At 68.8% G+C, this 24,063-nt stretch carries 28 protein-coding genes; 13 read left to right on the plus strand and 15 right to left on the minus strand.

Annotated elements, in window-relative coordinates; all coding sequences use genetic code 11:
- The first annotated feature begins 107 nt into the window (after window positions 1-107).
- Genes SK803_RS03725 through hsaB form a run of 8 tightly spaced genes read left to right on the plus strand, consistent with a single transcriptional unit; the run spans window position 108 to window position 7,644 of the window.
- The gene (locus tag SK803_RS03725) at window positions 108-1,580 is read left to right on the plus strand and encodes an FAD-binding protein (protein WP_319964299.1); all 1,473 of its coding nucleotides are present in this window, start codon (window positions 108-110) and stop codon (window positions 1,578-1,580) included.
- Window positions 1,574-2,344, plus strand: a complete 771-nt coding sequence (locus SK803_RS03730) for a 2-keto-4-pentenoate hydratase (protein WP_319964300.1) — start codon at window positions 1,574-1,576, stop codon at window positions 2,342-2,344. Before SK803_RS03725 ends, SK803_RS03730 begins: the two co-directional genes overlap by 7 nt.
- Before the next feature lie 9 nt (window positions 2,345-2,353).
- A complete protein-coding gene (locus SK803_RS03735) occupies window positions 2,354-3,232 on the plus strand; it encodes an acetaldehyde dehydrogenase (acetylating) (protein WP_319964301.1) in 879 nt (292 codons plus the stop codon).
- The gene (gene dmpG / locus SK803_RS03740; protein ID WP_319964302.1) at window positions 3,198-4,208 is read left to right on the plus strand and encodes a 4-hydroxy-2-oxovalerate aldolase; all 1,011 of its coding nucleotides are present in this window, start codon (window positions 3,198-3,200) and stop codon (window positions 4,206-4,208) included. Before SK803_RS03735 ends, dmpG begins: the two co-directional genes overlap by 35 nt.
- Window positions 4,205-5,371, plus strand: coding sequence for a 3-hydroxy-9,10-secoandrosta-1,3,5(10)-triene-9,17-dione monooxygenase oxygenase subunit (hsaA, locus tag SK803_RS03745; RefSeq protein ID WP_319964303.1), 1,167 nt, complete (start codon window positions 4,205-4,207; stop codon window positions 5,369-5,371). The genes dmpG and hsaA overlap by 4 nt, the downstream gene beginning before the upstream one ends.
- 10 nt (window positions 5,372-5,381) lie before the next feature.
- Window positions 5,382-6,191, plus strand: coding sequence for a 4,5:9,10-diseco-3-hydroxy-5,9,17-trioxoandrosta-1(10),2-diene-4-oate hydrolase (gene hsaD / locus SK803_RS03750; protein ID WP_319964304.1), 810 nt, complete (start codon window positions 5,382-5,384; stop codon window positions 6,189-6,191).
- Window positions 6,191-7,093 (plus strand): iron-dependent extradiol dioxygenase HsaC, encoded by a 903-nt coding sequence (hsaC, locus tag SK803_RS03755; protein WP_319964305.1) that lies wholly within the window; start codon window positions 6,191-6,193, stop codon window positions 7,091-7,093. Before hsaD ends, hsaC begins: the two co-directional genes overlap by 1 nt.
- Window positions 7,093-7,644, plus strand: a complete 552-nt coding sequence (gene hsaB / locus SK803_RS03760) for a 3-hydroxy-9,10-secoandrosta-1,3,5(10)-triene-9,17-dione monooxygenase reductase subunit (protein ID WP_319964306.1) — start codon at window positions 7,093-7,095, stop codon at window positions 7,642-7,644. Before hsaC ends, hsaB begins: the two co-directional genes overlap by 1 nt.
- Here hsaB and SK803_RS03765 read toward each other — a convergent pair.
- Complete coding sequence (locus SK803_RS03765; RefSeq protein WP_319964307.1) at window positions 7,630-8,448, minus strand: class I SAM-dependent methyltransferase; 819 nt, start codon at window positions 8,446-8,448, stop codon at window positions 7,630-7,632. The genes hsaB and SK803_RS03765 overlap by 15 nt on opposite strands.
- 42 nt (window positions 8,449-8,490) lie before the next feature.
- Here SK803_RS03765 and SK803_RS03770 point away from each other — a divergent pair, with 42 nt between their 5' ends.
- Window positions 8,491-8,874 (plus strand): helix-turn-helix domain-containing protein, encoded by a 384-nt coding sequence (locus SK803_RS03770; RefSeq protein WP_319964308.1) that lies wholly within the window; start codon window positions 8,491-8,493, stop codon window positions 8,872-8,874.
- On the opposite strand, the gene SK803_RS03775 is transcribed toward SK803_RS03770, so the two are convergent.
- From SK803_RS03775 to SK803_RS03820, 10 genes are all read right to left on the minus strand, one after another.
- Window positions 8,871-9,464 (minus strand): hypothetical protein, encoded by a 594-nt coding sequence (locus SK803_RS03775; RefSeq protein WP_319964309.1) that lies wholly within the window; start codon window positions 9,462-9,464, stop codon window positions 8,871-8,873. The genes SK803_RS03770 and SK803_RS03775 overlap by 4 nt on opposite strands.
- A 5-nt stretch (window positions 9,465-9,469) precedes the next feature.
- Window positions 9,470-10,258 (minus strand): EndoU domain-containing protein, encoded by a 789-nt coding sequence (locus tag SK803_RS03780; RefSeq protein WP_319964310.1) that lies wholly within the window; start codon window positions 10,256-10,258, stop codon window positions 9,470-9,472.
- A gap of 6 nt (window positions 10,259-10,264) precedes the next feature.
- The gene (locus tag SK803_RS03785; protein WP_319964311.1) at window positions 10,265-10,966 is read right to left on the minus strand and encodes a WXG100 family type VII secretion target; all 702 of its coding nucleotides are present in this window, start codon (window positions 10,964-10,966) and stop codon (window positions 10,265-10,267) included.
- Window positions 10,963-11,274 (minus strand): type VII secretion target, encoded by a 312-nt coding sequence (locus SK803_RS03790; protein WP_319964312.1) that lies wholly within the window; start codon window positions 11,272-11,274, stop codon window positions 10,963-10,965. Before SK803_RS03790 ends, SK803_RS03785 begins: the two co-directional genes overlap by 4 nt.
- Entirely contained in the window at window positions 11,271-11,723 is a 453-nt protein-coding gene (locus SK803_RS03795) for a YbaB/EbfC family nucleoid-associated protein (protein WP_319964313.1), read from the minus strand. The genes SK803_RS03790 and SK803_RS03795 overlap by 4 nt, the downstream gene beginning before the upstream one ends.
- Before the next feature lie 25 nt (window positions 11,724-11,748).
- A complete protein-coding gene (locus SK803_RS03800; protein ID WP_319964314.1) occupies window positions 11,749-12,723 on the minus strand; it encodes an acyl-CoA dehydrogenase family protein in 975 nt (324 codons plus the stop codon).
- On the minus strand, window positions 12,720-13,304 hold the full coding sequence (locus SK803_RS03805; protein ID WP_319964315.1) for an acyl-CoA dehydrogenase family protein: 585 nt from the start codon (window positions 13,302-13,304) through the stop codon (window positions 12,720-12,722). The genes SK803_RS03800 and SK803_RS03805 overlap by 4 nt, the downstream gene beginning before the upstream one ends.
- Window positions 13,305-13,693: 389 nt before the next feature.
- On the minus strand, window positions 13,694-14,785 hold the full coding sequence (locus SK803_RS03810; protein WP_319964316.1) for an acyl-CoA dehydrogenase family protein: 1,092 nt from the start codon (window positions 14,783-14,785) through the stop codon (window positions 13,694-13,696).
- Window positions 14,785-15,615, minus strand: coding sequence for an enoyl-CoA hydratase (locus SK803_RS03815; protein WP_319964317.1), 831 nt, complete (start codon window positions 15,613-15,615; stop codon window positions 14,785-14,787). The genes SK803_RS03810 and SK803_RS03815 overlap by 1 nt, the downstream gene beginning before the upstream one ends.
- Complete coding sequence (locus tag SK803_RS03820) at window positions 15,612-17,099, minus strand: FadD3 family acyl-CoA ligase (RefSeq protein WP_406601477.1); 1,488 nt, start codon at window positions 17,097-17,099, stop codon at window positions 15,612-15,614. The genes SK803_RS03815 and SK803_RS03820 overlap by 4 nt, the downstream gene beginning before the upstream one ends.
- A gap of 42 nt (window positions 17,100-17,141) precedes the next feature.
- Between SK803_RS03820 and SK803_RS03825 the strand changes: the two genes are divergently transcribed.
- From SK803_RS03825 to SK803_RS03840, 4 genes are read left to right on the plus strand one after another with little or no spacing between them, the layout of a single operon-like run.
- A complete protein-coding gene (locus SK803_RS03825) occupies window positions 17,142-18,230 on the plus strand; it encodes an acyl-CoA dehydrogenase family protein (protein WP_319964319.1) in 1,089 nt (362 codons plus the stop codon).
- Complete coding sequence (locus SK803_RS03830; RefSeq protein ID WP_319964320.1) at window positions 18,227-18,970, plus strand: SDR family oxidoreductase; 744 nt, start codon at window positions 18,227-18,229, stop codon at window positions 18,968-18,970. The genes SK803_RS03825 and SK803_RS03830 overlap by 4 nt, the downstream gene beginning before the upstream one ends.
- Before the next feature lie 14 nt (window positions 18,971-18,984).
- Window positions 18,985-19,578, plus strand: a complete 594-nt coding sequence (locus SK803_RS03835) for a TetR/AcrR family transcriptional regulator (RefSeq protein WP_319964321.1) — start codon at window positions 18,985-18,987, stop codon at window positions 19,576-19,578.
- A gap of 19 nt (window positions 19,579-19,597) precedes the next feature.
- Window positions 19,598-20,728, plus strand: coding sequence for an acetyl-CoA C-acetyltransferase (locus SK803_RS03840; protein WP_319964322.1), 1,131 nt, complete (start codon window positions 19,598-19,600; stop codon window positions 20,726-20,728).
- Here SK803_RS03840 and SK803_RS03845 read toward each other — a convergent pair.
- Genes SK803_RS03845 through SK803_RS03860 form a run of 4 tightly spaced genes read right to left on the minus strand, consistent with a single transcriptional unit; the run spans window position 20,712 to window position 24,007 of the window.
- A complete protein-coding gene (locus SK803_RS03845; protein ID WP_319964323.1) occupies window positions 20,712-21,761 on the minus strand; it encodes an NAD(P)H-dependent flavin oxidoreductase in 1,050 nt (349 codons plus the stop codon). The two genes, SK803_RS03840 and SK803_RS03845, sit on opposite strands and share 17 nt — an antisense overlap.
- Entirely contained in the window at window positions 21,758-22,471 is a 714-nt protein-coding gene (locus tag SK803_RS03850) for a CoA-transferase subunit beta (RefSeq protein ID WP_319964324.1), read from the minus strand. Before SK803_RS03850 ends, SK803_RS03845 begins: the two co-directional genes overlap by 4 nt.
- A complete protein-coding gene (locus tag SK803_RS03855; RefSeq protein ID WP_319964325.1) occupies window positions 22,468-23,265 on the minus strand; it encodes a CoA transferase subunit A in 798 nt (265 codons plus the stop codon). The genes SK803_RS03850 and SK803_RS03855 overlap by 4 nt, the downstream gene beginning before the upstream one ends.
- Window positions 23,240-24,007, minus strand: a complete 768-nt coding sequence (locus SK803_RS03860) for an enoyl-CoA hydratase family protein (protein ID WP_319964326.1) — start codon at window positions 24,005-24,007, stop codon at window positions 23,240-23,242. The genes SK803_RS03855 and SK803_RS03860 overlap by 26 nt, the downstream gene beginning before the upstream one ends.
- Between the last annotated feature and the right edge of the window lie 56 nt (window positions 24,008-24,063).

Raw genomic sequence — 24,063 nt, forward strand, 5'->3', positions numbered from 1 at the left:
AACAGGTTATAGTTTCGGGGTGCTTTGGCGCTATGGTGTAGGAGTTCCAGGCAAGTCGACTCACCAAGAACCTGTTTCTGGCCAAGAACCTGTTCCAGGAGGGTTGCGTGGAGGTCACCGCTGACGTGGTCGTCATCGGCTTCGGTGCGGCCGGCGCGTGCGCCGCCGTCGAGGCCGCGGCGGCCGGTGCGTCCGTGGTGGTCCTGGACCGGTTCGCCGGTGGTGGCGCGACCGCCTTGTCCGGTGGCGTCGTGTACGCGGGCGGTGGAACGCGGCAGCAGGTCGAAGCCGGTGTCACCGATTCGGTCGAGGCGATGGTGGCCTATCTGCGCACCGAGGTCCGGGACGCGGTCTCCGAGGCGACCCTGCGGCGGTTCTGCGAGGACAGCGCGAAGATGCTGGCCTGGCTGGAGGACCAGGGCGTGCCGTTCGACGCCCGCGTGTCCCCGTTCAAGACCTCGTACCCGACCGACGACTACTACCTGTACCAGTCCGGCAGTGAGGACGCCTGGCCCGACCCGGCTCCGCGCGGACATCGGACCAGGGCGAAGGGAACTTCGGGCAAGGCGTTCTTCACCCGGCTGGCGGAAGCGACCCGGCGGGCGGGCGTGCGGATCATGCCGCAGACCCGCGCGGTCGAGCTGATCACGACGGACGGCCGGGTGACCGGTGTGCGGTGTCGCGCGTTGTCCGGGATCGCGAAGGCGCTGCACGGGACGTTGTCCAGGGCGGGCGCCAAGCCGTGGCTCTACTACCCGCCGCTCGGCAGGAGGCTGTTCGGCCTGGCCGGGTGGCTGGAACGATTCGCCCACCCGGTGACGGTGACCGCGCGACAGGGCGTGATCATCTCCGCCGGCGGTTTCATCGCGGACCGGGCGATGGTGCACGAGAACGCTCCTGCTCACCGCGGCGGGCTCGCTCTCGGTACGCCTGGCGACGACGGCGGCGGGATCCGGCTCGGCGTCGCCGCCGGTGGGAAGACCGCGCGGATGGACAAGATCTCGGTGTGGCGGTTCGTCACGCCGCCCAGCGCGTTGCAACGCGGTGTCCTGGTGGACTCGGACGGGCGCAGGTTCGGTGACGCGACCCGGTACGGCGCGGCGATCGGCAGCGAGATCGTCGAACGCGGCGGCAAGGCGTGGCTGCTGATCGACGACGACGTGCTGCGCGTCGCGCGGGCCCAGGTGAAGACGCAGACCGCGCCGTTCCAGCGCTGGCAGGTCCGCTACCTGTTGGGTCGCGGCCTGGTCACCGCGCCGACCGTCGAGGAAGTCGCGGCCAAGGCCGGAATCGGCGTGCCCGAACCCGTCGGCAAGCCGCCGTATTCGCTGATCAACGTGTCCGTGCGCGCGGGATTCGGTTACCCGTGCCCGATGCTGACCCTCGGCGGACTCGTCGTGGACGAGGAAACCGGTCAGGTGCAAGGAGTTCCCGGCCTGTACGCGGCGGGCCGGTCGGCCGTCGGCGTGTGCTCGGAGTCCTATGTCAGCGGGCTCGCGCTCGCCGACTGCGTCTTCTCGGGCCGCCGTGCGGGGCAACACGCTGCCAAATCAACGGGTGCGGGGGAGGCCAGGTGCTGACGATCCAGAACAGGGAAGCGGCCGCCGAGTTGCTGCGCGTGGCGGAACGCGACCGCGTGCCGATCAAGCCGCTGGTCGAGCTGTATCCCGACATCGACGTGGTCGACGCGTACGAGATCCAGTTGCTCAACGTCCGGCACCGCAACCGTGACGTGATCGGCCACAAGGTCGGCCTGTCGTCGTTGGCGATGCAGCAGATGATGGGCGTCGACGAACCCGACTACGGCCACCTGCTCGACGACATGCAACTCGCAGGGACCGCGGACGCCTCGGCCTACCTGTATCCGCGGGTCGAGGTGGAGATCGCGTTCCTGCTGGCCCGCGACCTGCCGGGGGAGGGCTGCACGGTAGAGGACGTGCTGGCCGCCACCGAGTTCGTCGCGCCGGCCATCGAACTGATCGACAGCCGGATCATCGACTGGAAGATCGGTCTGCAGGACACCATCGCGGACAACGCGTCGTCGGCCGGGTTCATGCTGGGCTCCGAGCGGGTGCGTCCGTCCGAACTGGACATCGGCGCGGTGGCGGCCACCCTGCGCCGCAACGGCGAGATCGTCGCCGAAGGACGTGGTGACGCGGTGCTGGGCGACCCGGCGATCGCGGTGGCGTGGCTGGCGGAGAAGGTCGCGAGCTTCGGCGTCCGGTTGCTGGCCGGCGACATCGTGCTGCCGGGGTCGTGCACGCGGGCGATCGACGCGCGGCCGGGTGACGAGTTCCACGCCGAGTTCGCCGGACTTGGTTCTGTCGACCTGAAATTCGAGTGAGGTGACTGGGTGAAGGCGGCCATCGTCGGCTCCGGCAACATCGGCACCGACCTGCTCTACAAGCTCCTGCGCTCCGAAGTGCTGGAACCTCGCTGGATGGTCGGCATCGACCCGGCCAGCGAGGGCCTCAGGCGCGCGGCGTCGCTGGGCCTGGAGGTCTCGGTCGACGGCGCGGAGTGGTTGCTGCGTCAGGACGAGCTGCCGGACGTCGTGTTCGAGGCGACGTCCGCGGCGGTGCACCGGGCGAACGCGCCGCGCTACGCGGAGGCCGGGATCCGGGCGATCGACCTGACCCCGGCGGCGGTCGGGCCGTACGTCGTGCCGCCGGTGAACCTCGGTGAGCACAAGGACGCGCCCAACATCAACCTGATCACGTGCGGCGGCCAGGCCACGATTCCCATGGTGTACGCCGTTTCGCGGGTGGTTCCGGTGTCGTACGCGGAGATCGTCGCGAGTGTGGCGTCGGTGTCGGCGGGACCGGGCACGCGGGCCAACATCGACGAGTTCACCCGCACCACCAGCCACGGCATCGAGGCCATCGGGGGAGCGGAACGCGGCAAGGCGATCATCGTGCTGAACCCGGCGGACCCGCCGATGATCATGCGCGACACGATCTTCTGCGCGATCCCCGAGGACGCCGACCCGGATCCGATCACGGACTCGATCGCTCGGATGGAGACCGACATCCGTTCGTACGTACCGGGATTCCGGTTGCTGAGCGAACCGCAGTTCGACGCCGGTCGTGTGTCGATCTTCGTCGAGGTCGCGGGTGCGGGTGACTTCCTGCCCGCGTACGCCGGGAACCTCGACATCATGACCGCCGCCGCGACCAAGGTGGGGGAGGAGATCGCACATGCAGCTGCGGCTGACCGACACGTCACTGCGTGACGGCTCGCACCACAAGCGGCACCAGTTCACGGTCGAGGACGTTCGTTCGATCGTCGCGGCACTGGACGGCGCCGGGGTGCCGGTGATCGAGGTGACGCACGGCGACGGGCTCGGCGGGTCGTCGTTCAACTACGGCTTCAGCCTCACCCCGGAACAGGAACTGATCAAGGTCGCGGCCGAGACGGCGCAGCAGGCCAAGATCGCCGTGCTGATGCTGCCCGGTGTCGGGGTCAAGGACGACATCCTCATCTCCCAGGACAACGGCGCATCGATCGTCCGCATCGCCACGCACTGCACCGAAGCCGACGTCTCCGTGCAGCACTTCCAGCTCGCTCGAGAACGTGGCCTGGAGACCGTCGGATTTCTGATGATGGCGCACTCGCAACCGCCTGAGACGTTGGCGAAGCAGGCGCGGATCATGGCCGACGCGGGCTGTCAGTGCGTGTACGTCGTCGACTCGGCCGGAGCCCTTGTGCTGGAACAGGTTTCCGACCGGGTGTCCGCGCTGGTCGCGGAGCTGGGCACGGACGCACAGGTCGGGTTCCACGGACACGAGAACCTCGGGCTGAGCGTCGCGAACTCGGTCGCCGCTGCCAGGGCCGGTGCACAGCAGATCGACGGCAGCGTGCGCGGATTCGGGGCGGGCGCGGGGAACACGCCGCTGGAGGCGTTCGTCGGGGTGTGCGACAAGCTCGGATTCTCCACCGGCGTGGACTTCTTCAAGATCGTGGACGCGGCCGAGGACGTGGTCCGGCCCGTCATGCCCGAGGAGTGCCTGCTCGACCGGATGGCGCTGATGATGGGGTACGCGGGCGTCTACTCCAGCTTCCTCAAACACGCCTACACACAGGCGAAACGCTACGGCGTGTCCGGCGCGCAGATCCTCATCCGCGCGGGCGAACGCCGGCTCGTGGGCGGGCAAGAGGACCAGCTGATCGACATCGCACTGGAGCTGAGCAGGGAGAAAGTCCGATGAGCGAGGAAATCCTCGGCAAGGTGCGGGAGCTGCTGCCTGCTCTGCGGGAACGCGCGCAGGAGGCGGAGGAGCTGCGCAAGGTGCCGCCGGAGTCGGTGAAGGCGTTGCAGGAGACCGGTTTCTTCCGGATGCTGCAACCGGTGCGGTACGGCGGCTTCGAGTCGCATCCACTGGAGTTCTACACGGCCGTGAAGCTGATCGCGAGCGCGTGCGGCTCGACGGGCTGGGTCGCGTCCGTGCTGGGTGTGCACCCGTGGCACGTCGGGTTGTTCGACGTGCAGGCGCAGGAAGAGGTGTTCGGGGAGGACCAGGACACCCGGATCTCGTCGTCCTACGCGCCGACGGGTCGTGCGACGGCGGTCGAGGGCGGGTTCCGGTTCAGCGGGAAGTGGAGCTTCTCGTCCGGCTGCGACCACGCCACCTGGGTGCTGCTCGGCGGCCTGGTGATGAACGACGAGGGCAAGCCCGTCGACTTCCGCACGTTCCTGCTGCCGATCGCCGACTACACGATCAACGACGTCTGGGACACCGTCGGCCTGCGCGGCACCGGCAGCAACGACATCGTGGTCGAGGACGTGTTCGTGCCGGAGCACCGTGCGCTGAGCATGCTGCACACCGCGCGGTGCATCTGTCCCGGCCAGGACGTCAATCCCGGTCCGCTGTTCCGCATGCCGTACGGGACGATCCACCCCTACGCGATCACCGCGCCGATGATCGGCATGGCGACCGGAGCGTACGACCTGCACGTCGGCGCGACCCGTGAGCGCGTCCGGGCCGCCTACCTGGGCGAGAAGTCGGTCGAGGACCCGTTCGCGCAGGTGCGGATCGCCACGGCGGCCAACGACATCGACACCGCGTGGTGGCAGCTGGAGAAGGACATCAACGACGAGTGGGAACACGCCGTCGCCGGCACGAAGATCCCGATCGATCTGCGGCTGCGGGCCCGGCGGGACCAGGTGCTCGGCAGCGCGCGGGCGATCTCCGCGATCGACCGGCTCTTCGAGAGCGCGGGCGGCAAGGCGATCAACCAGGGCTCGCCGCTGCCCCGGTTCTGGCGGGACGCGCACGCCGCACGCGTGCACGCGGCCAACGACCCGGAGCGCGTGCTTGTCCTGTACGGCAAGAACGAGCTCGGCATCCAGGTCCGCGACGGGCTGTTCTGAGGAGAGTGCTGTGAAGGTTCGGTTGCACTACCACGAAGCCGGTGCGGACCACGCCGAGACGCTGGTCCTGCTGCACGGCGGCGGACCAGGCGCGTCGTCGTTGAGCAACTTCGGCCGCAACATCCCGGTGTTCGCGAAGTCGTTCCGCGTGCTGGCCGTGGACCTGCCCGGTTACGGCCAGTCCGACAAGCCCGCCGAGCACGACCAGTACTTCACCTTCGCGGCAAGGGCTTTGAACGACCTGCTCGACGAGCTGGGGGTCGAGCAGGCACACATCCTCGGCAACTCGCTCGGCGGCGGCACCGCGGTCCGGTTCGCCCTGGACTACGGCAAACGAGCGGGCAGGCTCGTGCTCATGGGACCGGGTGGGTTGTCGCTAAACGTGTTCTCGCCGGACCCGACCGAAGGTGTGCGCAAGCTCAGCGCGTTCGCGAAGGATCCAACGCGAGAGAGAATTGCGGAGTTCTTGCGGATCATGGTGTTCGACCAGTCGCTGGTCACCGACGAGCTGATCGACGAACGGTTCGAGGCCGCGTCGAAGCCGGAGTCGTTGCGCGCCATGGCCGCGTTGGGCAAGTCGTTCGCCGGACCGGACTTCGAGCAGGGCATGCTCTGGCGGGAGGCTTACAAGCTGCGCCAACGGGTGCTGCTCGTCTGGGGCCGCGAAGACCGCGTCAACCCGCTGGACGGCGCTCTGCTGGCGATGAAGCTGATTCCGCGTGCACAGCTGCACGTGTTCGGCGGGTGTGGGCACTGGGCCCAGCTGGAGAAGTTCGACGAGTTCAACCGGCTGGCCACTGATTTCTTGACGGAGGCGTGATGGGGATCCGTTCGCTGGGATATCTCCGGATCGAGGCCACCGACATGGCCAGGTGGCGCGAGTTCGGACTGAAGGTCCTCGGCATGGTCGAGGGCAAGGGCTCCACCGAAGGTGCTTTGTACCTGCGGATGGACGACTTCCCGGCGCGATTGGTGATCGTGCCCGGTGAGTCCGACAAGCTGCAGGCGTCGGGCTGGGAGGCGGCGACCGAGGCGGAACTCGACGAGGTGGCGAAGCGGCTGGCCTCTGCCGGTGTCGCGTACGTCGAGGGCAGCGCCGAAGACCTCGCTGAGCGGCGGGTGAACGGGCTGATCAGGTTCGAGGACCCGTCCGGCAACACCCTCGAAGTCTTCCACGGCGCGGCTTTGGAACACCGGCGCGTGGTGTCGCCGTACGGGCACCGGTTCGTGACCGAGGAGCAGGGCCTCGGGCACGTCGTGCTGTCCACATCGGACGATGAGGCCGCGCTGCACTTCTACCGCGACGTGCTGGGCTTCCGGTTGCGCGACTCGATGCGGCTGCCGCCGCAGTTCGTCGGCAGGCCCGCCGACGGACCGCCCGCGTGGCTGCGGTTCTTCGGCTGCAACCCGCGCCACCACAGCCTCGCGTTCCTGCCGATGCCGACGCCGAGCGGGATCGTGCACCTCATGGTCGAGGTCGAGAACACCGACGATGTGGGCCTGACGCTGGACCGCGCGATGCGCAAGAAGGTGCCGATGTCGGCAACGCTCGGCAGGCACGTCAACGACCTGATGCTGTCGTTCTACATGAAGACACCAGGCGGGTTCGACGTCGAGTTCGGCTGTGAGGGACGGCAGGTGTCCGATGAGGATTGGATCGCACGCGAAAGCACGGCGGTGAGCCTGTGGGGACACGACTTCAGCGTTGGCCACCAGAAGTAATGCAGTCAGAAATAGCAGCCCAGTACCGTTCCGTACTCGGTCACTTCTGCACCGGGGTGACCGTGGTGACCGGCATGTCCGCGGACGGGCCGGTCGGGTTCGCCTGCCAGTCGTTCGCGGCCCTGTCGCTGGACCCGCCGCTGGTGCTGTTCTGTCCACAACGGACTTCGCGCAGCTGGGCGGCGATGGCGTCGACGGGCTCGTTCTGCGTGAACGTGCTGGCGGAGGACCAGCGTGAGGTGTCGACGGTGTTCGGGAGGGCCGGCGCGGACAAGTTCGCGGGCGTGGCCTGGACGCCGTCGAGCACCGGTGCTCCCGTGCTCGACGGCGCTCTGACGTGGATCGACTGCCAGGTCACGGTGGTGCACGACGCCGGCGACCACCACGTGGTCGTCGGCGAGGTCGTCGAACTCGGCCCGACGCGGGACGCGCAGCCGCTGCTGTTCTACCGCGGCCGCTACGCCTCACACGCCGAGCTCGACACCCGCGGATGGTCCGGCGAGGTGCTGGACAACCTGATGACCTGGCAGCGCCAGTCAGAGTGGAGCTGACGCGGTGACCTGCCAGCACGCACCGGGAACCCGCACTTCGTCGCCGTGCACGAACTCGTCGAACGCGCTCCGGACCTGCGCCATCAGCTGCGGCCGCACGGACTCGTCGGCCTCCTTGAGCGCACGGGAGATCGGTCCGAGATTGCTCAGGTACGGGACCAGCAGCGACTCGGGCATCGTGCAGATCCGGTCCACCGCGCTGATGCCGATCCCACTCCAGCCGGCCTCTTCGAGGATCTTCCGGGTCTTGGCGGCGTCCGCGAGCGAGAACGGCCCCGGTCCGTCCGGATCAGGAGCCGGCGCGTCGGGCAGCAACGACGCGGCGGCCCGGGAGGCGGCCGTCATGAACGGGTTCTCCTCGGGCGTGCGCCACGTGATGAAGCACAGCTCACCGTCCGGCGCCGAGGCGTGCAGCAGGTTGCGGAACGCGGCGGCCGGATCGTCGAAGAACATGACCCCGAACCGCGAGACGATCAGGTCGAAGCGCTCCTCGAACACGTGGACCTGCGCGTCGGCCAGCAGGAACTCCGCTTGCCCGTGCTCTCGCGCCGCGGCCAGCATCGACTCGGAGATGTCGAGGCCGACGCACCTCGTCCCGTCGAGAGCGTCCGCGATCGCCCGTGTCACACCGCCGGTGCCACAGCCGACGTCGAGCACCCGCTCGCGCGGCCGCTGCCGTGCGGCTTCCACGAGCAGGTCCTGGAACGGCTTGAGAACCAGGTCCACGATGTCCTGTGCCTGGGCCCAGCCCCGTCCGGCGGCGTTCCACCACTCGGCCTGGGCGCTGTTGACCTCTGATGTCATGCTCGTACCGTCCTACTTCAAGTCGGCTTGAGGTCAAGTGTCGTGGATGAAATCGGGATCGGCGAGGTGGTGCGGCGCTCCGGCGTGCCGGCGTCCACTCTGCGCTACTACGAGGAACGCGGCCTGATCACCTCGGTGCGCCGCCGGGGGCTGGCACGCGTGTTCTCGACCTCGGTGCTGGAACAGCTGGCGTTGATCGCGGTGTGCAGGTCGGCCGGGTTCTCGCTGGAAGAGGTCCTGCTGATGTTCGCGCCGGACGGTCGCCCGAGCCCGAACCGCGCGATGCTCGCGGCGAAGGCGGACGAGCTGGACGCGACGATCCGCAAGCTCACGTCCATGCGCGACGACCTGCGCCACGCGGCGGCCTGCCCGGCGCCGTCACACATGGAGTGCCCAACCTTCCGACGAGTGCTCGGGCAGGCTTAGAGGCTCCAGATCTGCGGCGCCACGGTCACCGCGGCGGCCTGGTACGGCGGCAGCAGCCTGCCCTCGACCACGACCTCCAGCGGCCACTTCTCCTGCAGCACCACCCACAACCGTCCGGACAGCCCGGCGAACGCACCCAGCAGGTTCGCGTTCTCGTGCGCCTGCAACACGTACACCCACTTCGCCACGTCGGGCGCGCCGTCCAGCGGCTCCCTCCAGGCCCGGCGCAACCTGCGTCCACCATGGCGTGCGGCGTCGGCGGACAGCACGATGTCCGCCCTGCTCGGGTCCGGCGCGGAGGCGGGAGCGTTGGCGCTGAAGCGGTACGGCAGTGGCGGTACCTCGTCGATGCCCGGCACCGCGGCCAGGTCCGGGCTGTCCGGATCATCCAATGTGGACGCGATGAGCTCGCGCTCCTCGGCCGTGATGCCGATGTTCTCGTACGCCATGGACAGCAGCAGGGTCGCTTCGGCCTGCGCCGGCTCGCCACCGAAGTAGTCCTCGCGCACCGAACGCAGGGTGTCGTCTTCCAACCGGCCCGCGAGCCGCGCGCACAGGTCGGTGACCGTCGCGTAGGTCTTCACATCCATGGTTTTCACTTCTTTTTGTACGGGCCGAGATCGGTTTTGGTGACGTTACCCTGATCGTCCTGGACGATCCTGATGACACGGTCGCCCTTCGGTCCCTCCCAGGTCCAGCTGCCGTCGCCGCCGGCGGCGGGGTTGCTGTAGCGCGGCGGGTTGCCCTGTGGGATGCCCTGCGGGGCCGGGGTCGGCGCGGGCGGGTTGAGGATGACGCCGGGGTTCGTGGCGTCCGGCGGGAACGACGTGCGGATCTCGCCGTTCGACAGCACCGTGGTCCGGACGAGGACTCCGTCGACCATGCCCTCGTAGTTGTAAGCCCACGCCGGGTCGCCGTTGGCGTCCTTGGTGGGCTTCGGGCCGGTCACCGGCTGCCCGGACTGGGTGACCTGGTGGGCCGCGTCGAGGATCTTGGCCTCGTCCCAGCCCTTCGGGAACTCGGTCTTGTTCGAGAACCCGGTACCCGCGAGGTGGCCGCCCTGTTTGCCGCCGTCGCCGTGGATGATGTGCTCTTTGGACGCATCGCTGTGGTGGATGTCGTCGGCTTTGGGCGGCGTGGTCGGCCTGGCCGGCAACGGCTTCTTGGTCGGCGGGGTGTTCTGGTTGCCCGGTTTGCCCGCCGGGGTGCCCGTGCTGCCCGACCCACCGCCGGGCGTGCCCGCCTGAGCGGTCTGCGCGGCGGCTTTCGTCGCGCTGGTCAGACCGGCGCCCGCGTTGATGTTGCCGTGTTGCTGGGACGGTTTCTTCTTCGGCGTGCCGCTCGGGGTGCCGCCGCCGCCCGGAGTCCTGGGTTTCCCGGTCATCGAGCCCTATCCGTTCAGCAGCTTCGTGAGGTTGGTCAGGCTGGTGATCAGGGCGGTGGTGTAGGTGAGGATGCGACCCGCCCACTTGACGACGGCCGCGACGATCTGCGTCGCGATCACCGGGATCGTGATCAGGAAGATCGCCTCGACCGCCCACACGATCACCCTGGCCACCAGGTCGGCGATCAGGTCGCGGACGATCTCGCGGGTCATCTCGACCAGGGCGCCCGCGCCCTCCGTGGCGGCCGCCATCGCCGCCGCGATCGCGGACAGGCCACCGATGGCGTTGACGTTGTTGACCATCAACCGCTGGTAGGCCTCCGACGCCTCGCCCTCCCAGCCGAGCAGGTCGCTCTCCAGGTCCGCGCGCAGATCGGTGGCCATGTCGGCGAGCTCGGTCGCCATGTTGTTCCACGTCGCGGCGTGCGACCTGACCACGTCCTGCTTGCCGGTCAGCTCGTCGAGCATCTCGCGCAACGGGGCGAAGTACTCGATCGCCCAGCCGAGCCCGTTGGCGAGCAACGCGCTGATCGGGTCCATCACGCTCGCCGCGACGTCGACACCGAGCGACGCGCCGGCGATCGCGTCGTCGACCCAGCCCTCGCTCTTGATCGCGTCGACGAGCCCCTCGATGCCGTCCGCGAGGCTGGAGCCCGTCCAGGCCTCCCTGGACGACTGGACCGGCGCGACCAGGGAACCCTCGGTCACTGTCCACCTCCGGCCGCACGGAGCTTCGCGGCGTTGTCCTGGTCGGCCGCCGCGTAGGAGTCCGCGCTGGCGCGCAGTTCCTTCGCGACGAGCTCGAGGTTGCTCTCGACGGTGGCGATCACGGCGTCGATGTCGGTGTGCCTGCCCTCCAGCACGCCGGAGATCCACCCGCACAGCACGCCGTACGCCTGGGAGTCCGCCGTGATGTGGGAGCTGGCGGACTTGACCTTCGCGAACCGCTGCTTGATCGCGTCGATGCTGCCCGCGTGTGCCCGCAGCTGCTCCGCCTCGACGTTGAACCCGGTCACCAGCGCTCCTCGGTGTAGATCTCCGCGCTGTTGTCGTCGTCGTCCGGCGCGCGCCGGGCAACGGGTTTCGGCTCGTCGGCGCCCAGCTGCCGGCTGACGCTCTCCACGATGGCGCGTCCGGCCGCCGTCTCGGTGCCGATGGTCTCCGCGACGATCTCCTTCGACCGCTGCGCGAGCTGCTTGCGGGCGTCCGCGAGCGTGGACATGATCGTCGCCGCCACCGTCTCCGGCGCGCTGGTGCTGATCCGGTCGGTGAGCTTCAGGCCCGTCATCGAGCCGGTCGAGTCGATCGTGACCTCGGCCAGCCCAGCGGGGTCCTTCGCGACGATCCGCACACCCTGGAGCTGGTCGCTCATCGACTTCGTGTCGGAGGCCAGCTTGTCGATCCGGCCCTTCCACGCGGCCAGCCGCTCGCGTGCGCCGTCCGGATCCAGGATTTGCTCGTCCACGAGCGGAGTCTATGCACCGAAATGATCAACTGCGGCTGGAACGAGCGAGTCGGTCCAGGTGGACGCGCGGGCTGCCGAACAACTGGCCGCTGCCGTGCGCCCGCTTGAAGTACAGGTGCGCGTCGTGCTCCCAGGTGATCGCGATTCCGCCGTGCAACTGCACCATCTCGCTCGCGACCTTGAAGAACGCCTCGGAGCAGTAGACCTTCGCCACCGCCGCGGACACCTCGTCGGTGGCGGCCTGCGACGCTGACCTGGCTGTTTCCACGAGAACGTGCATGTCGGCCATGCGGTGCTTCAGCGCTTGGAACGAGGCGAGCGGTTTGCCGAACTGGACCCTCGTCTTCGTGTACTCGACGGTGAGTTCGAGTGCTCTGGCGGCGGCACCGACCTGTTCCGCGCTCAACGCGGCCAGCGCGATCTCACGGACCTGTGGCGACCACGGGCCGAGGCGGGTGGTGGACGCGCCGGCCAGGGTGATGGTGGCGAGACGGCGGGTCAGGTCCATGGTCGGCGTGTGTTCGCGGGTGACGCCCGGCTGGTTGAGGTCGACTTCGTACAGGAAGACGCCGTCCGTCACGAGCAGGATCTCGGCGAGGTCGCCGTCGACGACGTAGCGGGTCGTGCCGTCCAGGCTGGTCTCGGCGTTGTCCCACGGCCAGACGAGCGCGGCGACCGTCCCGTTCGCGATCCGCGGCAGCAACCGTCCGCACGCCTCCTCGTTTCCGCTGGCCAGGAGCGCCTGGACGGCCAGGGTGGAGGACAGCAGCGGCGCCGGGGTGAGAGTCCGGCCGAGCTCTTCCAGGGCTGTCGCGGTTTCCGCGAGGCCGGCGCCCGATCCGCCGTAGTGCTCGGGGATCGGGAGCACGCCGATGTCGCACAACCTGGCCCACACGGCTTTGTCGTAGCCGTGCGGGGTCTCGATCGCGGACCGGACGTCGGAGTGTTTCTCCAGCAGGCTGCGTACGGCGTCGCGGAGCGCTTCTTGTTCCTCGGTCACAACGCCTCCAGCACACGCGCTCGGTGCATCGACGGGCTGCCCCACGCGGTGCGGAGGGCTCGGGTCTGCAACAGGAACCGGCTGAGTTCGTGCTCGGCGGTGTAACCGATCGCGCCGTGGACCTGCAGGGCGATGCGAGCGGCCTGCCAGGCGGCGTCGGACGTGGCGACCTTGGCGGCCGAGACGTCGCGCGTCGTCATGGTCACGGCCGCGCCGAACACCAGCGGCCTGGCCATCTCCAGTCCGATCAGGACGTTCGCGAGGTGGTGCTTCACGGCCTGGAACTGGCCGATCGGTTTGCCGAACTGGGTGCGCGCCAGGACGTGGGCGGTGGACATCTCCAGCATCGCGCGGCCGAGGCCGAGGAGTTGGGCCGAGCAGGTGAGGACGCCGAGGTTGAGGGCGTGGGCGGCCGGGACGTCGGTGGCGATGACCGGGCCGGCGGAGAGTTCGACGAGGCGGCGGCCGGGGTCGACCGAGGTGAGTTCGGCGGTGGGGGAGGCCTCGCGGAGGGTGTCGCCCTCGACTAGGAGGTAGCGATCGGCTGCTACGGCGTGGGGGACGAGAGGCGGGAAGGCCACCGAGCAGACCTCAACCCCAGCCCCAACGCCGATTCCGCCGCCAGCGCCCGCTCCAGCCCCGCTGCCGCGTCCAGCCCCGCTGCCAGCTCCAGCCCCGCTGCCAGCTCCAGCCCCGCTGCCAGCTCCAGCCCCGCCGCCAGCTCCAGCCCCGCCGCCAGCGCCAGCACCGCCGCCAGCTCCAGCCCTCCCCAGCAACTCTGGTACCACCGCCAGCGACTCGATCAACGGCCCCGCCACCGCGTGATGCCCCAACTCCTCGAACACCACCACGAGATCGACCGGGTCGGTCACCTCGTCGGCCCCGATCGACGCAAGATCCCGTTTCCCCGCCCCGAGAAACCCGTGCAGCACCCCGGCGAAGTCCGTCTGCTCGGGCGACAGCGTGAACATCATCTCGGCAGCCCCAGGATTCGTTCGGCGATCACGTTGCGCTGGATCTCGTTGGTCCCCGCGTAGATCGGCCCCGAGAGCGAGAACAGCCACCCGTCCTGCCACCCCGGGGCGACCTCCCCGAGCAGGTCGAGCGCCGTCTCGTGGATCGACACGTCCAGTTCGGACCAGAACACCTTCGTGACGCTCGCCGCCGGCCCGGACGGCGGGTTCGCGAGGGCGCCGAACGTGTGCAGCCGGTACGCCTGCGCGCCGATCCACGCGTCGACGACCCGGTCTCGCAAGGCAGGATCGGGGTTCTTGCGGTACAGCTCAACCAACCGGCCGGCGGCGGCGGTGAACCGGCCGGGGCTGCGCAGGGTGAGGCCGCGTTCGTTGCCCGCCGTGCTCATCGCTACCCGCCAGCCGTCGCCTACCTCGCCCACCACGTCGCGGTCCGGCACGAACACGTCGTCCAGGAAGATCTCCGCGAAACCGGGCTCGCCGTCGAGCTGGTTGATCGGCCGGACGGTGACGCCGGAAGACCGCAGGTCGAACAGCAGGTAGGTCAGGCCGCGGTGACGTTCGCCTGGGCCGGTGCGGAACAGGCCGAACGCGCGGTCCGCGAACGCCGCCCGTGAGCTCCAGGTCTTCTGGCCTCGCACCAGCCAGCCGCCGTCGGTCCGCACCGCCGTGCTGCGCAACGACGCCAGGTCGGACCCGGCTTCGGGTTCGGACCACGCCTGCGCCCACACCTCGTCGCCGCGGGCCATCGAGGGCAGGATCCGGGCGCGTTGTTCGTCGGTGCCGTGCGCGAACAACGTTGGCGCCAGCAGGAAGATGCCGTTCTGCGAGACGCGGCCCGGTGCGCCCGCCGCGTGGTACTCCTCCTCGAACACCAGCCACTGCAGCAGCGACGCTTCCCGGCCGCCGAACTCGCGAGGCCAGGAGACCACCGACAGCCTCGAAGACGCCAGCAGGCGTTCCCACGAGCGGTGCTCCTCGAAGCCCAGCTCGGTGTCCATTGAGGACAGCGGCCGCACGTGTGCGGCCAGCCACGAGCGCACCTCGGCCTGGAACTCCAGCGTCTCAGCGTCCAGGGAGAGGTCCATCAGCTGGAGGCCTTCTTCATCGAACGGGCGTCCATGCCGGCCAACGCGTCTGTGCTCACCTCGGCGTTGTGCGCGTGGGCGAAGTGGTGCAGGCCGAACACGGAGTCCATTCCGGCGCGCATGCCCATCAGGTCCTCGGACTGGTTGACCGCCTTCTTCGCCAGCGCCAGCCCGAACCGCGGCATCGCCGAGATCCGCGACGCCAGCTGGAAAGTCGAGGATTCCAGCTCGGCCCGCGGGACGACCCGCGAGACCATGCCCCACTCGTAGGCGCGCTGGGCCGAGAAGCGGTCGCCGGTGAACAGCACCTCCTTCGCGGCGCGCGGACCGAGCATCCACGGGTGGGCGAAGTACTCGACGCCCGGAATCCCCATGCGCACCACGGGATCGGCGAAGAACGCGTCCTCGGCGGCGACGATCAGGTCGCACACCCAGGCGAGCATCAGGCCACCGGCGACACACGCGCCCTGCACCATCGCGATCGTCGGCTTCGGGATCTCCCGCCACCGCCGGCACATCCCGAGGTAGACCTCCATCTCGCGGGCGAACCGGAGATCACCGCCCTCGCGACCGACGTGGTCCCACCACATCACGGCCTTGCGCTCGAACGACATGTCAACGTCCCGGCCCGGTGAACCGATGTCGTGGCCCGCCGAGAAGTGGTCGCCCGCGCCGGCCAGCACGATCACCTTGACCTCGTCGTCGTCGACCGCGCGCGTGAAGGCCTCGTCCAACGCGTAGGTCATCGCCGAGTTCTGCGCGTTGCGGTACTCCGGCCGGTTCATGGTCACGACGGCGGCCGCGTCCCGCCGCTCATACGAGACAGTCACGCGTTCTCCTTGCGCAGTTGGGTTTTGAGGACCTTGCCCATGGCGTTGCGGGGGAGCGCCGGGTGGAACTCGACGGCACGCGGCACCTTGTAGTTCGCCAACCGCTCACGGCAGAACGCGATCACCTCGTCCGAGGTCAGCGACACGCCGGGTGAGGTGACGACGTGTGCCACCCCGACCTCGCCGAGCCGTTCGTCGAAGGTCCCGACCACGGCGGACTCCGCGACTCCCGGCAGCCGGGCGAGCGCCTGCTCGATCTCGGCGGGGTAGACGTTGAAACCACCGCAGATGTACATGTCCTTGAGCCGGTCGGTGATCGAGAGGTAACCACGTTCGTCGATCCGCCCGACGTCGCCGGTGTGCAGCCAGCCGTCGGTGTCGATGGCCGCGGCGGTGGCTTCCGGGTCGTCGAGGTAGCCGAGCATCACGTTCGGCCCGCGCAGCAACACCTCGTCCTGCTTGCCCAGCCGAAGCTCGAACCCCGCCATCGGCGCCCCGCACGTGTGCGCGACCGTCTCCGGTGAGTCGCCTGGCCGGCACATGGTGGCGACGACGGCCTCGGTCAGCCCGTAGGCGGTGAGCACGGTCAGCGACAGCTCCGCCCGCATCCGTTCGATCAACACCACCGGCACCACCGCCGCCCCGGTCACCGCGAGCCGCAGACTGGACAGGTCGAACGAGCCGCGTTCGGGATGGTCGAGCAACGCCTGGAAGATCGTCGGTGGTCCCGGCAGCACGGTGATCCGTTCCCGTTCGATCAGCCGCATCGTCTCCACGACGTCGAACACCGGCTGCGGCACGATCGCCGTCCCGGTCAGCAGACAGGCCAGAATCCCCGCCTTGTAACCAAAGGTGTGGAAGAAGGGGTTGACGATCAGATAGCGATCGGCGGACGTCAGCTCGCCGCAGGAGGCCCAGGCCTCGGCCACCCCGAGTGACTGCCGGTGCGCGCTCATCGCTCCCTTGCTGCGCCCGGTCGTGCCCGACGTGAACATGACGTCGCAGAGCTGGTCTTCAGTCAGAGCGGGCAGATCGACATCGGCGGCGACCCATTCGGCAGGTAGTCGCACCACCACGGGCAGATCAGGCGACAACGCCCGCAGTTCGGCCTCCCGGTCACGCCCGAGGAACTCGCCCTCGACGATCAGCACGCGAGCGGCACCGCGTCGCAACACGTCCAACGTCTCCGTCGCGGTGAACCGGGTGTTGATCGGCACCAGCGCCGCGCCCGCGTGCAACGCCCCAAGGGCCGCGACCACCCAGTGACGGGAGTTCGGCGCGCACAAGGCCACCCGATCTCCCGGCCGCACACCCATTCCCGCGAGTGCGCGTGCCGCGTCCAGCACCGCCGAACGCAGCTCTGTCCAGGTGAGGCGAACCTCCCCGTCCACCAACGCATCCGCGTCGATGTACGAAGCAGCAGCGCGATCGAGCACGGCTGAAACCGTTTGCCTGCTTGGAACGTTGGCCACAGAAGCCTCCAAGGGCCCACCAAAGCAAGTGCTTGGTAGGTTAGAGTATGGCGCATGGAGTCCTTCCGGCGCGAGGTGCGGGAATGGTTGTCCGCCAACCTCGTCGGTGAGTTCGCTGAGCTGCGCGGCCTGGGTGGACCCGGCCGCGAGCACGAGGCGTTCAAGGGACGGCTGCGGTGGCACCGGCACCTGGCTGCACACGGGTGGACGTGCCTCGGCTGGCCCGGCGAGCGCAGCGTCTCCGAGCAGGTCGTCTTCCACGAGGAGTACGCGGAGGCCGACGCGCCCGCGAAGGTCGACATCGTGGGCGAGGGACTGCTGGGCCCGACGCTCATCGCGTTCGGCACGCCTGAGCAGAAAGAACGCTTCCTGCCCAAGATCCGGAGCCTCGACGAGTTGTGGTGCCAGGGCTACTCGGAACCGGGCGCGGGCTCCGACCTGGCGAACGTGCGGACGAAGGCGACCCTCGACGGCGACCGGTGGGTGATCAACGGCCAGAAGATCTGGACGTCGAACGCGCACTACTCGGACTGGATCTTCGTGCTGTGCCGGACGGAACCGGGTTCCCAGCGCCACCAGGGCCTCTCGTACCTGCTCGTGCCGATGGACCAGCCGGGCGTCGAGGTGCGGCCGATCCGCCAGCTCACCGGCACCTCCGAGTTCAACGAGGTCTTCTTCGACGGCGCGGTCACGGCACGGGAGAACGTCGTCGGGCAGCCCGGCGAGGGCTGGAAGATCGCGATGGCCACGCTCGGCTTCGAACGCGGCACCGCGATGCTCGGTCACCAGGTGAGCTTCCGCCGGCAGCTCGACGCGATCGTGGCGAAGGCCCCGGACGACGAGCGGCTCACCAGGGCGTGGCTCGAACTGCACGTCATGCGCTCGCACACGCTGAGAACGCTGAACGACGAGCCGGGACCGGAGGCGTCCGTGCTGAAGCTGTTCTGGGGAAGCTGGCACCGCAGGCTCGGTGAGCTCGCGATGGACGCCCTCGGGCCCGAGTCGATGATCGACGGCGCCGAGTGGCAGCGCATGTTCCTGTTCAGCCGCGCGGAGACGATCTACGGCGGTTCGGACGAGATCCAGCGCGAGATCATCGCCCACCGGATCCTGGGACTGCCCAGAGGGAGTGAGCACAGGTGAACGGCCACGACCTGCTGAAGGACAAAGTCGTCGTGGTGACCGCGGCCGCCGGTACCGGCATCGGCTCGGCCACCGCGAAACGCTGCCTCGAAGAGGGCGCGACGGTGATCATCAGCGACTGGCACGAGCGCCGCCTCAAGGAAACCCACGAGGCGCTCGGCACCGATCACGCGATCCCGTGCGACGTCACCAACGAGCAGCACGTGCAGACGCTCATCGACGAGACGGTGCAGCGCTTCGGCCGGATCGACGTGATGGTCAACAACGCCGGCCTCGGCGGCGAGAAGTCGATGCTGGACATGACCGACGACGAGTGGTCGCGGGTGCTGGACGTGACGCTGAACGGAACCTTCCGCTGCACCAGGGCCGCATTACGCCAAATGGTCGTCCAACGAAGCGGTGTCGTCGTTAACAACTCCAGTGTGATCGGCTGGCGCGCCCAGAAGGGTCAAGCCCATTACGCGGCCGCGAAAGCGGGAGTCATGGCGCTCACCAGATGCGCCGCGATGGACGTGGCCGAGCACGGCATCCGGGTGAACGCGGTCGCCCCGAGCTTGGCGGCGCACCCGTTCTTGACCAAGGTCACCAGTGAGGAGTTGCTGACCGAGCTCGCGTCCAGGGAGGCCTTTGGGCGCGCCGCCGAGCCCTGGGAGGTCGCGAATGTGATCGTGTTCCTCGCCAGCGACTACTCGTCGTACCTGACGGGTGAGGTCGTCTCGGTGAGCAGTCAGCACCCATGAGGAAGGACCGACCGATGAGCGGCCGCAGGCAGGAACTGCTCGCGTTGGCGGCGCGGATGTTCGCCGAACGCGGGTACGGGCAGACGACCGTGCGCGACATCGCGGACGCGGCGGGCATCCTGTCCGGCAGCCTCTACCACCACTTCGACTCGAAGGAGTCGATGGTGGACGAGATCCTGCGGAGCTTCCTGGACGAGCTGTTCACGCGGTACCGGGAGATCGTCGAGGCCGGCCTGGAGCCGAAGCAGACGTTGAAGGCGCTGGTCGTGGCGTCGTTCGAGGCGATCGACACCCGGCACGCCGAGGTCGCGATCTACCAGAACGAGTCCAAGCACCTCATGCCGCTGGAGCGGTTCTCCTACATCGAGGACCGCAACGTGGAGTTCCGCAAGCTGTGGACGATGCTGCTGGAGGACGGCATGGGCGCGGGCGTGTTCCGCGCCGATCTCGACGTGGATCTCGCTTATCGGTTCATCCGCGACACCGTGTGGGTGGCCGTGCGCTGGTACCGGCCGGACGGCGGACTGTCAGCGGAGGCAGTCGCCGATCAGTATCTCGCGATCTTGCTCGACGGAATCGCCACGGGCAGGCGGCGGACGAAGTCGTAGACGTAGAAGGAGGGCCCTCGTGGCCGAGGCGTACATCATCGAGGCTGTGCGGACCCCGGCGGGCAGGCGTGGCGGTGAGCTGAGCCACGTGCATCCCGCCGATCTCGGCGCGCACGTGATCACGGCGCTGCTCAACCGCGTGGACGTCGATCCGACCGACGTGGACGACGTGATCTTCGGGTGCGTGGACACCGTGGGGCCGCAGGCGGGCGACATCGCCCGTACTTCCTGGCTGGCCGCCGGTTTCCCCGAGCAGGTGCCGGGCGTGACCGTCGACCGGCAGTGCGGGTCGAGTCAGCAGGCGCTGCACTTCGCGGCGCAGGCGGTCATGAGCGGCACGGCCGACGTCGTGGTCGCGGGTGGCGTGCAGAACATGTCGCAGGTGCCGATCGGATCGGCGATGACGGTGAGCCCGTTCGACGGTTGTGAGGGCTGGCGGCACCGGTACGGCGACGAGGAGGTCAACCAGTTCCGCGCGGCCGACCTGATCGCCGTCCGGTGGGATCTCTCGCGGCGGGACATGGAGGAGTACGCGCTGCAGAGCCACTTGCGGGCGATCACCGCCATCAAGGAAGGCCGGTTCGACCGGGAGATCGCGCCGGTCAACGGAGTCGCGGCCGACGAGTGCCCGCGGCCGGACACCAGTGCCGAGAAGATGGCTGCGCTGCAACCGTTGCGGCCGGGTGGACGGACGACCGCCGCGCTGTCGTCGCAGATCTCCGATGGTGCTTCGGCCGTGCTGGTGGTGTCGGAACAGGCTGTGCGCGAGCACAAGCTGACGCCCAGGGCTCGGGTGCACCACATGTCCGCCCGCGGCTCGGACCCGATCTACATGCTGACCGCGCCGATCCGCGCCACCCGCTATGCGTTGGAGCGCGCCGGGATGTCGCTCTCCGACATCGACCTGTTCGAGATCAACGAGGCGTTCGCGTCCGTCGCCATGGCCTGGGCCAAGGAACTCAAGATCGATCTGGGCCGGGTCAACGTCAACGGGGGCGCGCTGGCGCTGGGCCATCCGATCGGTGCGACCGGTACGAAGTTGTTCACCACGTTGCTGCACGAGCTGGAGCGGTCCGGTGGCCGGTACGGGTTGCAGACGATGTGCGAGGGCGGCGGTCAGGCCAACGTGACCATCATCGAACGTCTCTGAGCCTGTCGATGATCTTCTCGGCGTCGGTGACGATGGTGGTGATCAGTTCTTCGCACGTGGGCAGGTCGTCGAGCAGGCCGGCGACCTGACCGGAGGCGAGCACGCCCGCGTCGGTCCTGCCCTCGACCAGGCCGGCGCGCAGCAGCATCGGCGTGTTCGCGGCCATGATCACCTGGGACCACGTGAGGTCCTTGCCGTGCTTCATGGCCAGGCCCTCGCGGATCATCTGGTTCCAGGACAGGCCGGTGTGCTGACGGAACCTCGCCGCGTTGGTGATCGCTCTCGTGAGGCTGCTGAGCCTGCCGGACTTCTCCAGGTGGTTGACGAGATCGGTGCGCAGGACCCGGTGCGGCAGGCCGTCGACGCGGGTCGTGACGACCGTTCCGTTCAGATCTCGTTGCAGGTAGGCGGTTTTGACCGCGTCCGGCACCGTGCTCTCCTGAGTGAGCAGGAACCTCGTGCCCATCGCGATCCCGGCCGCGCCGTACGCGAGTGCTGCCGCCAGGCCGCGTCCGTCGAAGAACCCACCGGCCGCGATCACCGGGATGTCCACGGCGTCGAGCACGCTCGGGAGCAACAGGGTCGTCGCCACGCCACCGGTGTGGCCGCCGCCCTCGCCGCCCTGCACGATCACCGCGTGGGCGCCCCACTTCGCGACCTTCTCCGCGTGCCTGGCCGCGCCGATCGACGGGATCACGACGACGCCGGCGTCGCTGAGCTTCGCGATCATGTCCGGTTTCGGGGCCAGCGCGAAGGAAGCGACCTTCACCTGCTCGCGGATCAACAGGTCGACGCGTTCCGGTGCGTCCTGGGCGTCCGCGCGCAGGTTCACGCCGAACGGTTCGGACGTGCGGGAGCGGGTTTCCTCGATGGCGGCTTCGAGTTCGGCGTAGGTCATCGTGGCCGAGGCCAGGATGCCGAGCCCGCCCGCCTCGGCGGTCGCGGACACCAGCCGTGGGCCGGCGACCCAGCCCATGCCGGTCTGCACCACCGGATGCCTGATGCCGATCAGGTCGGTCAGCGCGGTTCTCATGACGGGACTTCCCTGTCCCGCTTGCTGTCCGGATCGAGCTTCGTGCGGATCAGCTCGAGTTCCTCGTCGGTCGGCAGCCGGGTCTCGGTGACGTTGTCGGCTGCCAACGGGAACGACGTCTGCTTCTGCACCTCGTCAACGGAAACGCCCGGATGCACCGAGAGGACGCGCATCGAGTGGTCCGGGGTGCCGAAGTCGAGCACGGCGAGGTTGGTGACGACCCGGTGGATGTCGTGGAACGGCCCGACGGCGTGGTCGTAACCGACGCCGGAGATCACGTCGACGGCCTCGACCAGCACGCGCGGACTGTGTTTCGGCACCCAGTAGCTGGTGCGGTGGTTGATCGTGTTGCCGGGCGCGCCGCGGAAGCCGAGCAGCTGCCGCGTGGGCCTGGCGTGGTCGCCGATCGCGGAGATGTTCTGGTTGCCGAACCTGTCGACCTGGTTCGCGCCCATCACGACGTGCCGGCGGCCGTGCGCGACGACGTCGAACACCTTCCGGTACGGAAGCCAACCCTCCACAGTGGAGTCCGGCGTGAGCAGGAACGCCTCGCCGTCGGACAACAGCAGGTCCGGTTCGGTGGTGAGGCGGGCCAGTTTCGCGCCGAGGGACGGGATGAGCCCCATCGGGCTGGCGAGCGTCTCGCCGGCGCCCGCGAACAGGTCGGCGCAGGCCGTCACGCAGATCTCGGCCCTGGTGATGTCGCTCATCCCAGCAACCTCTCGTAGAAGGCCGGCCATTTCTCCAGGTCACCGGCCGCCGCGGCGTACTCGCGCTGGAGGGCCTCGTCGCGCGGGTAGTCCGGCACGCAGCTCGTGAAGCCCGCCCCACCCGGTGCTTCCACGACACCGTCGACCATCATCCGGTTGAGCAGCAGGGTTTGCGGAGGTCCGTCGAACGTGTCCACGATCTGTTCGCAGGAGACGTAACGCCGGTCCGCGGCCAGGCAGAACAGGTCGTCGAAGTACGGGTCGGGCCCGAGGTACTGGGCGTTGCCGTGCTTGTCCGCGCGGTTGAGGTGCACCAGCGCCACGTCGAGCTTCAGCGCGGGCATCGCGACCAGCTCCTCGCCGTCGTCATAAGGCGAACGGACGGTCTTGAGCTCCGGCGCGTAAGTGAGCACGTCCGAGCCGAGGCCTGCCCTGATCGGCAGGAACGGCAAGCGGTGCGCGGCGGCCCTGAGCCCGGTCTGGAACATGCCCTCGTCCAGCTCCAGCACCTCGATCGCGCCGGTCTCCCTGGCCCGCTTGAACCACGGGTCGTACGGGATGGTGTCGAGTGAGACGAATCCGTAGACCAGCTTGCGCACCTTGCCCGCCGCGCACAGCAGCCCGGCGTCCGGGCCGCCGTACGTGACGATCGTCAGGTCCTCGACCTGACTGCGGAGGATCGCCTTGACCAGGGTCATCGGTTTGCGCCGGGAGCCCCAGCCGCCGATGCCGACGGTCATCCCGTCCTTGATCCCGGCGACGACCTCGTCAGCCGTCATTCGCTTGTCGCGCATGGTTTCCGTCCAGGAAGGCCTGCCGGGCGCCGTCCGACACCCCGGTGAGGTTCAGCTCGAAGGTGAAGCCCTGCTCGAAGCGGTAGCTGGTGTGCACGCGCTGCGTGTCGATGCCGTTGATGGCTTCCTTGGCCGCGCGGATCACCGTCGTGTCCTTCTTCGCGATCTCCTTGGCGATCTCGCGTGCCGCGTCGTCGAGCTGTGCGCGCGGCACGACCTCTACGACGCTGCCGTGGTGGTGCAGCGTCTGCGCGCTGACGTTGCGGGCCGTGTAGTACAGCGTCCGCATCAGGTGCTGCGGCACCAACCGGGCCAGGTGCGTGGCCGCGCCGAGCGCGCCGCGGTCGACCTCGGGCAACCCGAACGTCGCGTCGTCGGACGCGACGATGATGTCCGCGTTGCCGACCAGTCCGACACCACCGCCGAGGCAGAAGCCGTTCACCGCGGCGATCACCGGCACCTCGCAGTCGTACACGGCCGCGAAAGCCTTGGCGCAACCCCGGTTCGCGGCGATGAGCGCCTCGTGACCGGGGGAGCGCTGCATCTCCTTGATGTCGACGCCCGCGCAGAACCCGCGGTTCTCGGCCCGCAGGATCACGACCCGCGCTTCCCGGTCCTCGCCGGCGCGGGTGATCTCCCCGGCCAGCTCGAACCAGCCGCGCGAGGGGATCGCGTTGACCGGTGGATAGTCGATGGTGACTTCGATGATGCCGTTTTCGGTGTGGCTGCTGGAGATTCCCATCGCGCCGCCTTCCGAACCAAGCGATTGCTTGGTAACTTAGCAGCGCCGGAGCGACC

The sequence above is a fragment of the Lentzea miocenica genome (genome assembly GCF_033949945.1).
In the GTDB taxonomy this organism is placed as follows: domain Bacteria; phylum Actinomycetota; class Actinomycetes; order Mycobacteriales; family Pseudonocardiaceae; genus Lentzea; species Lentzea miocenica.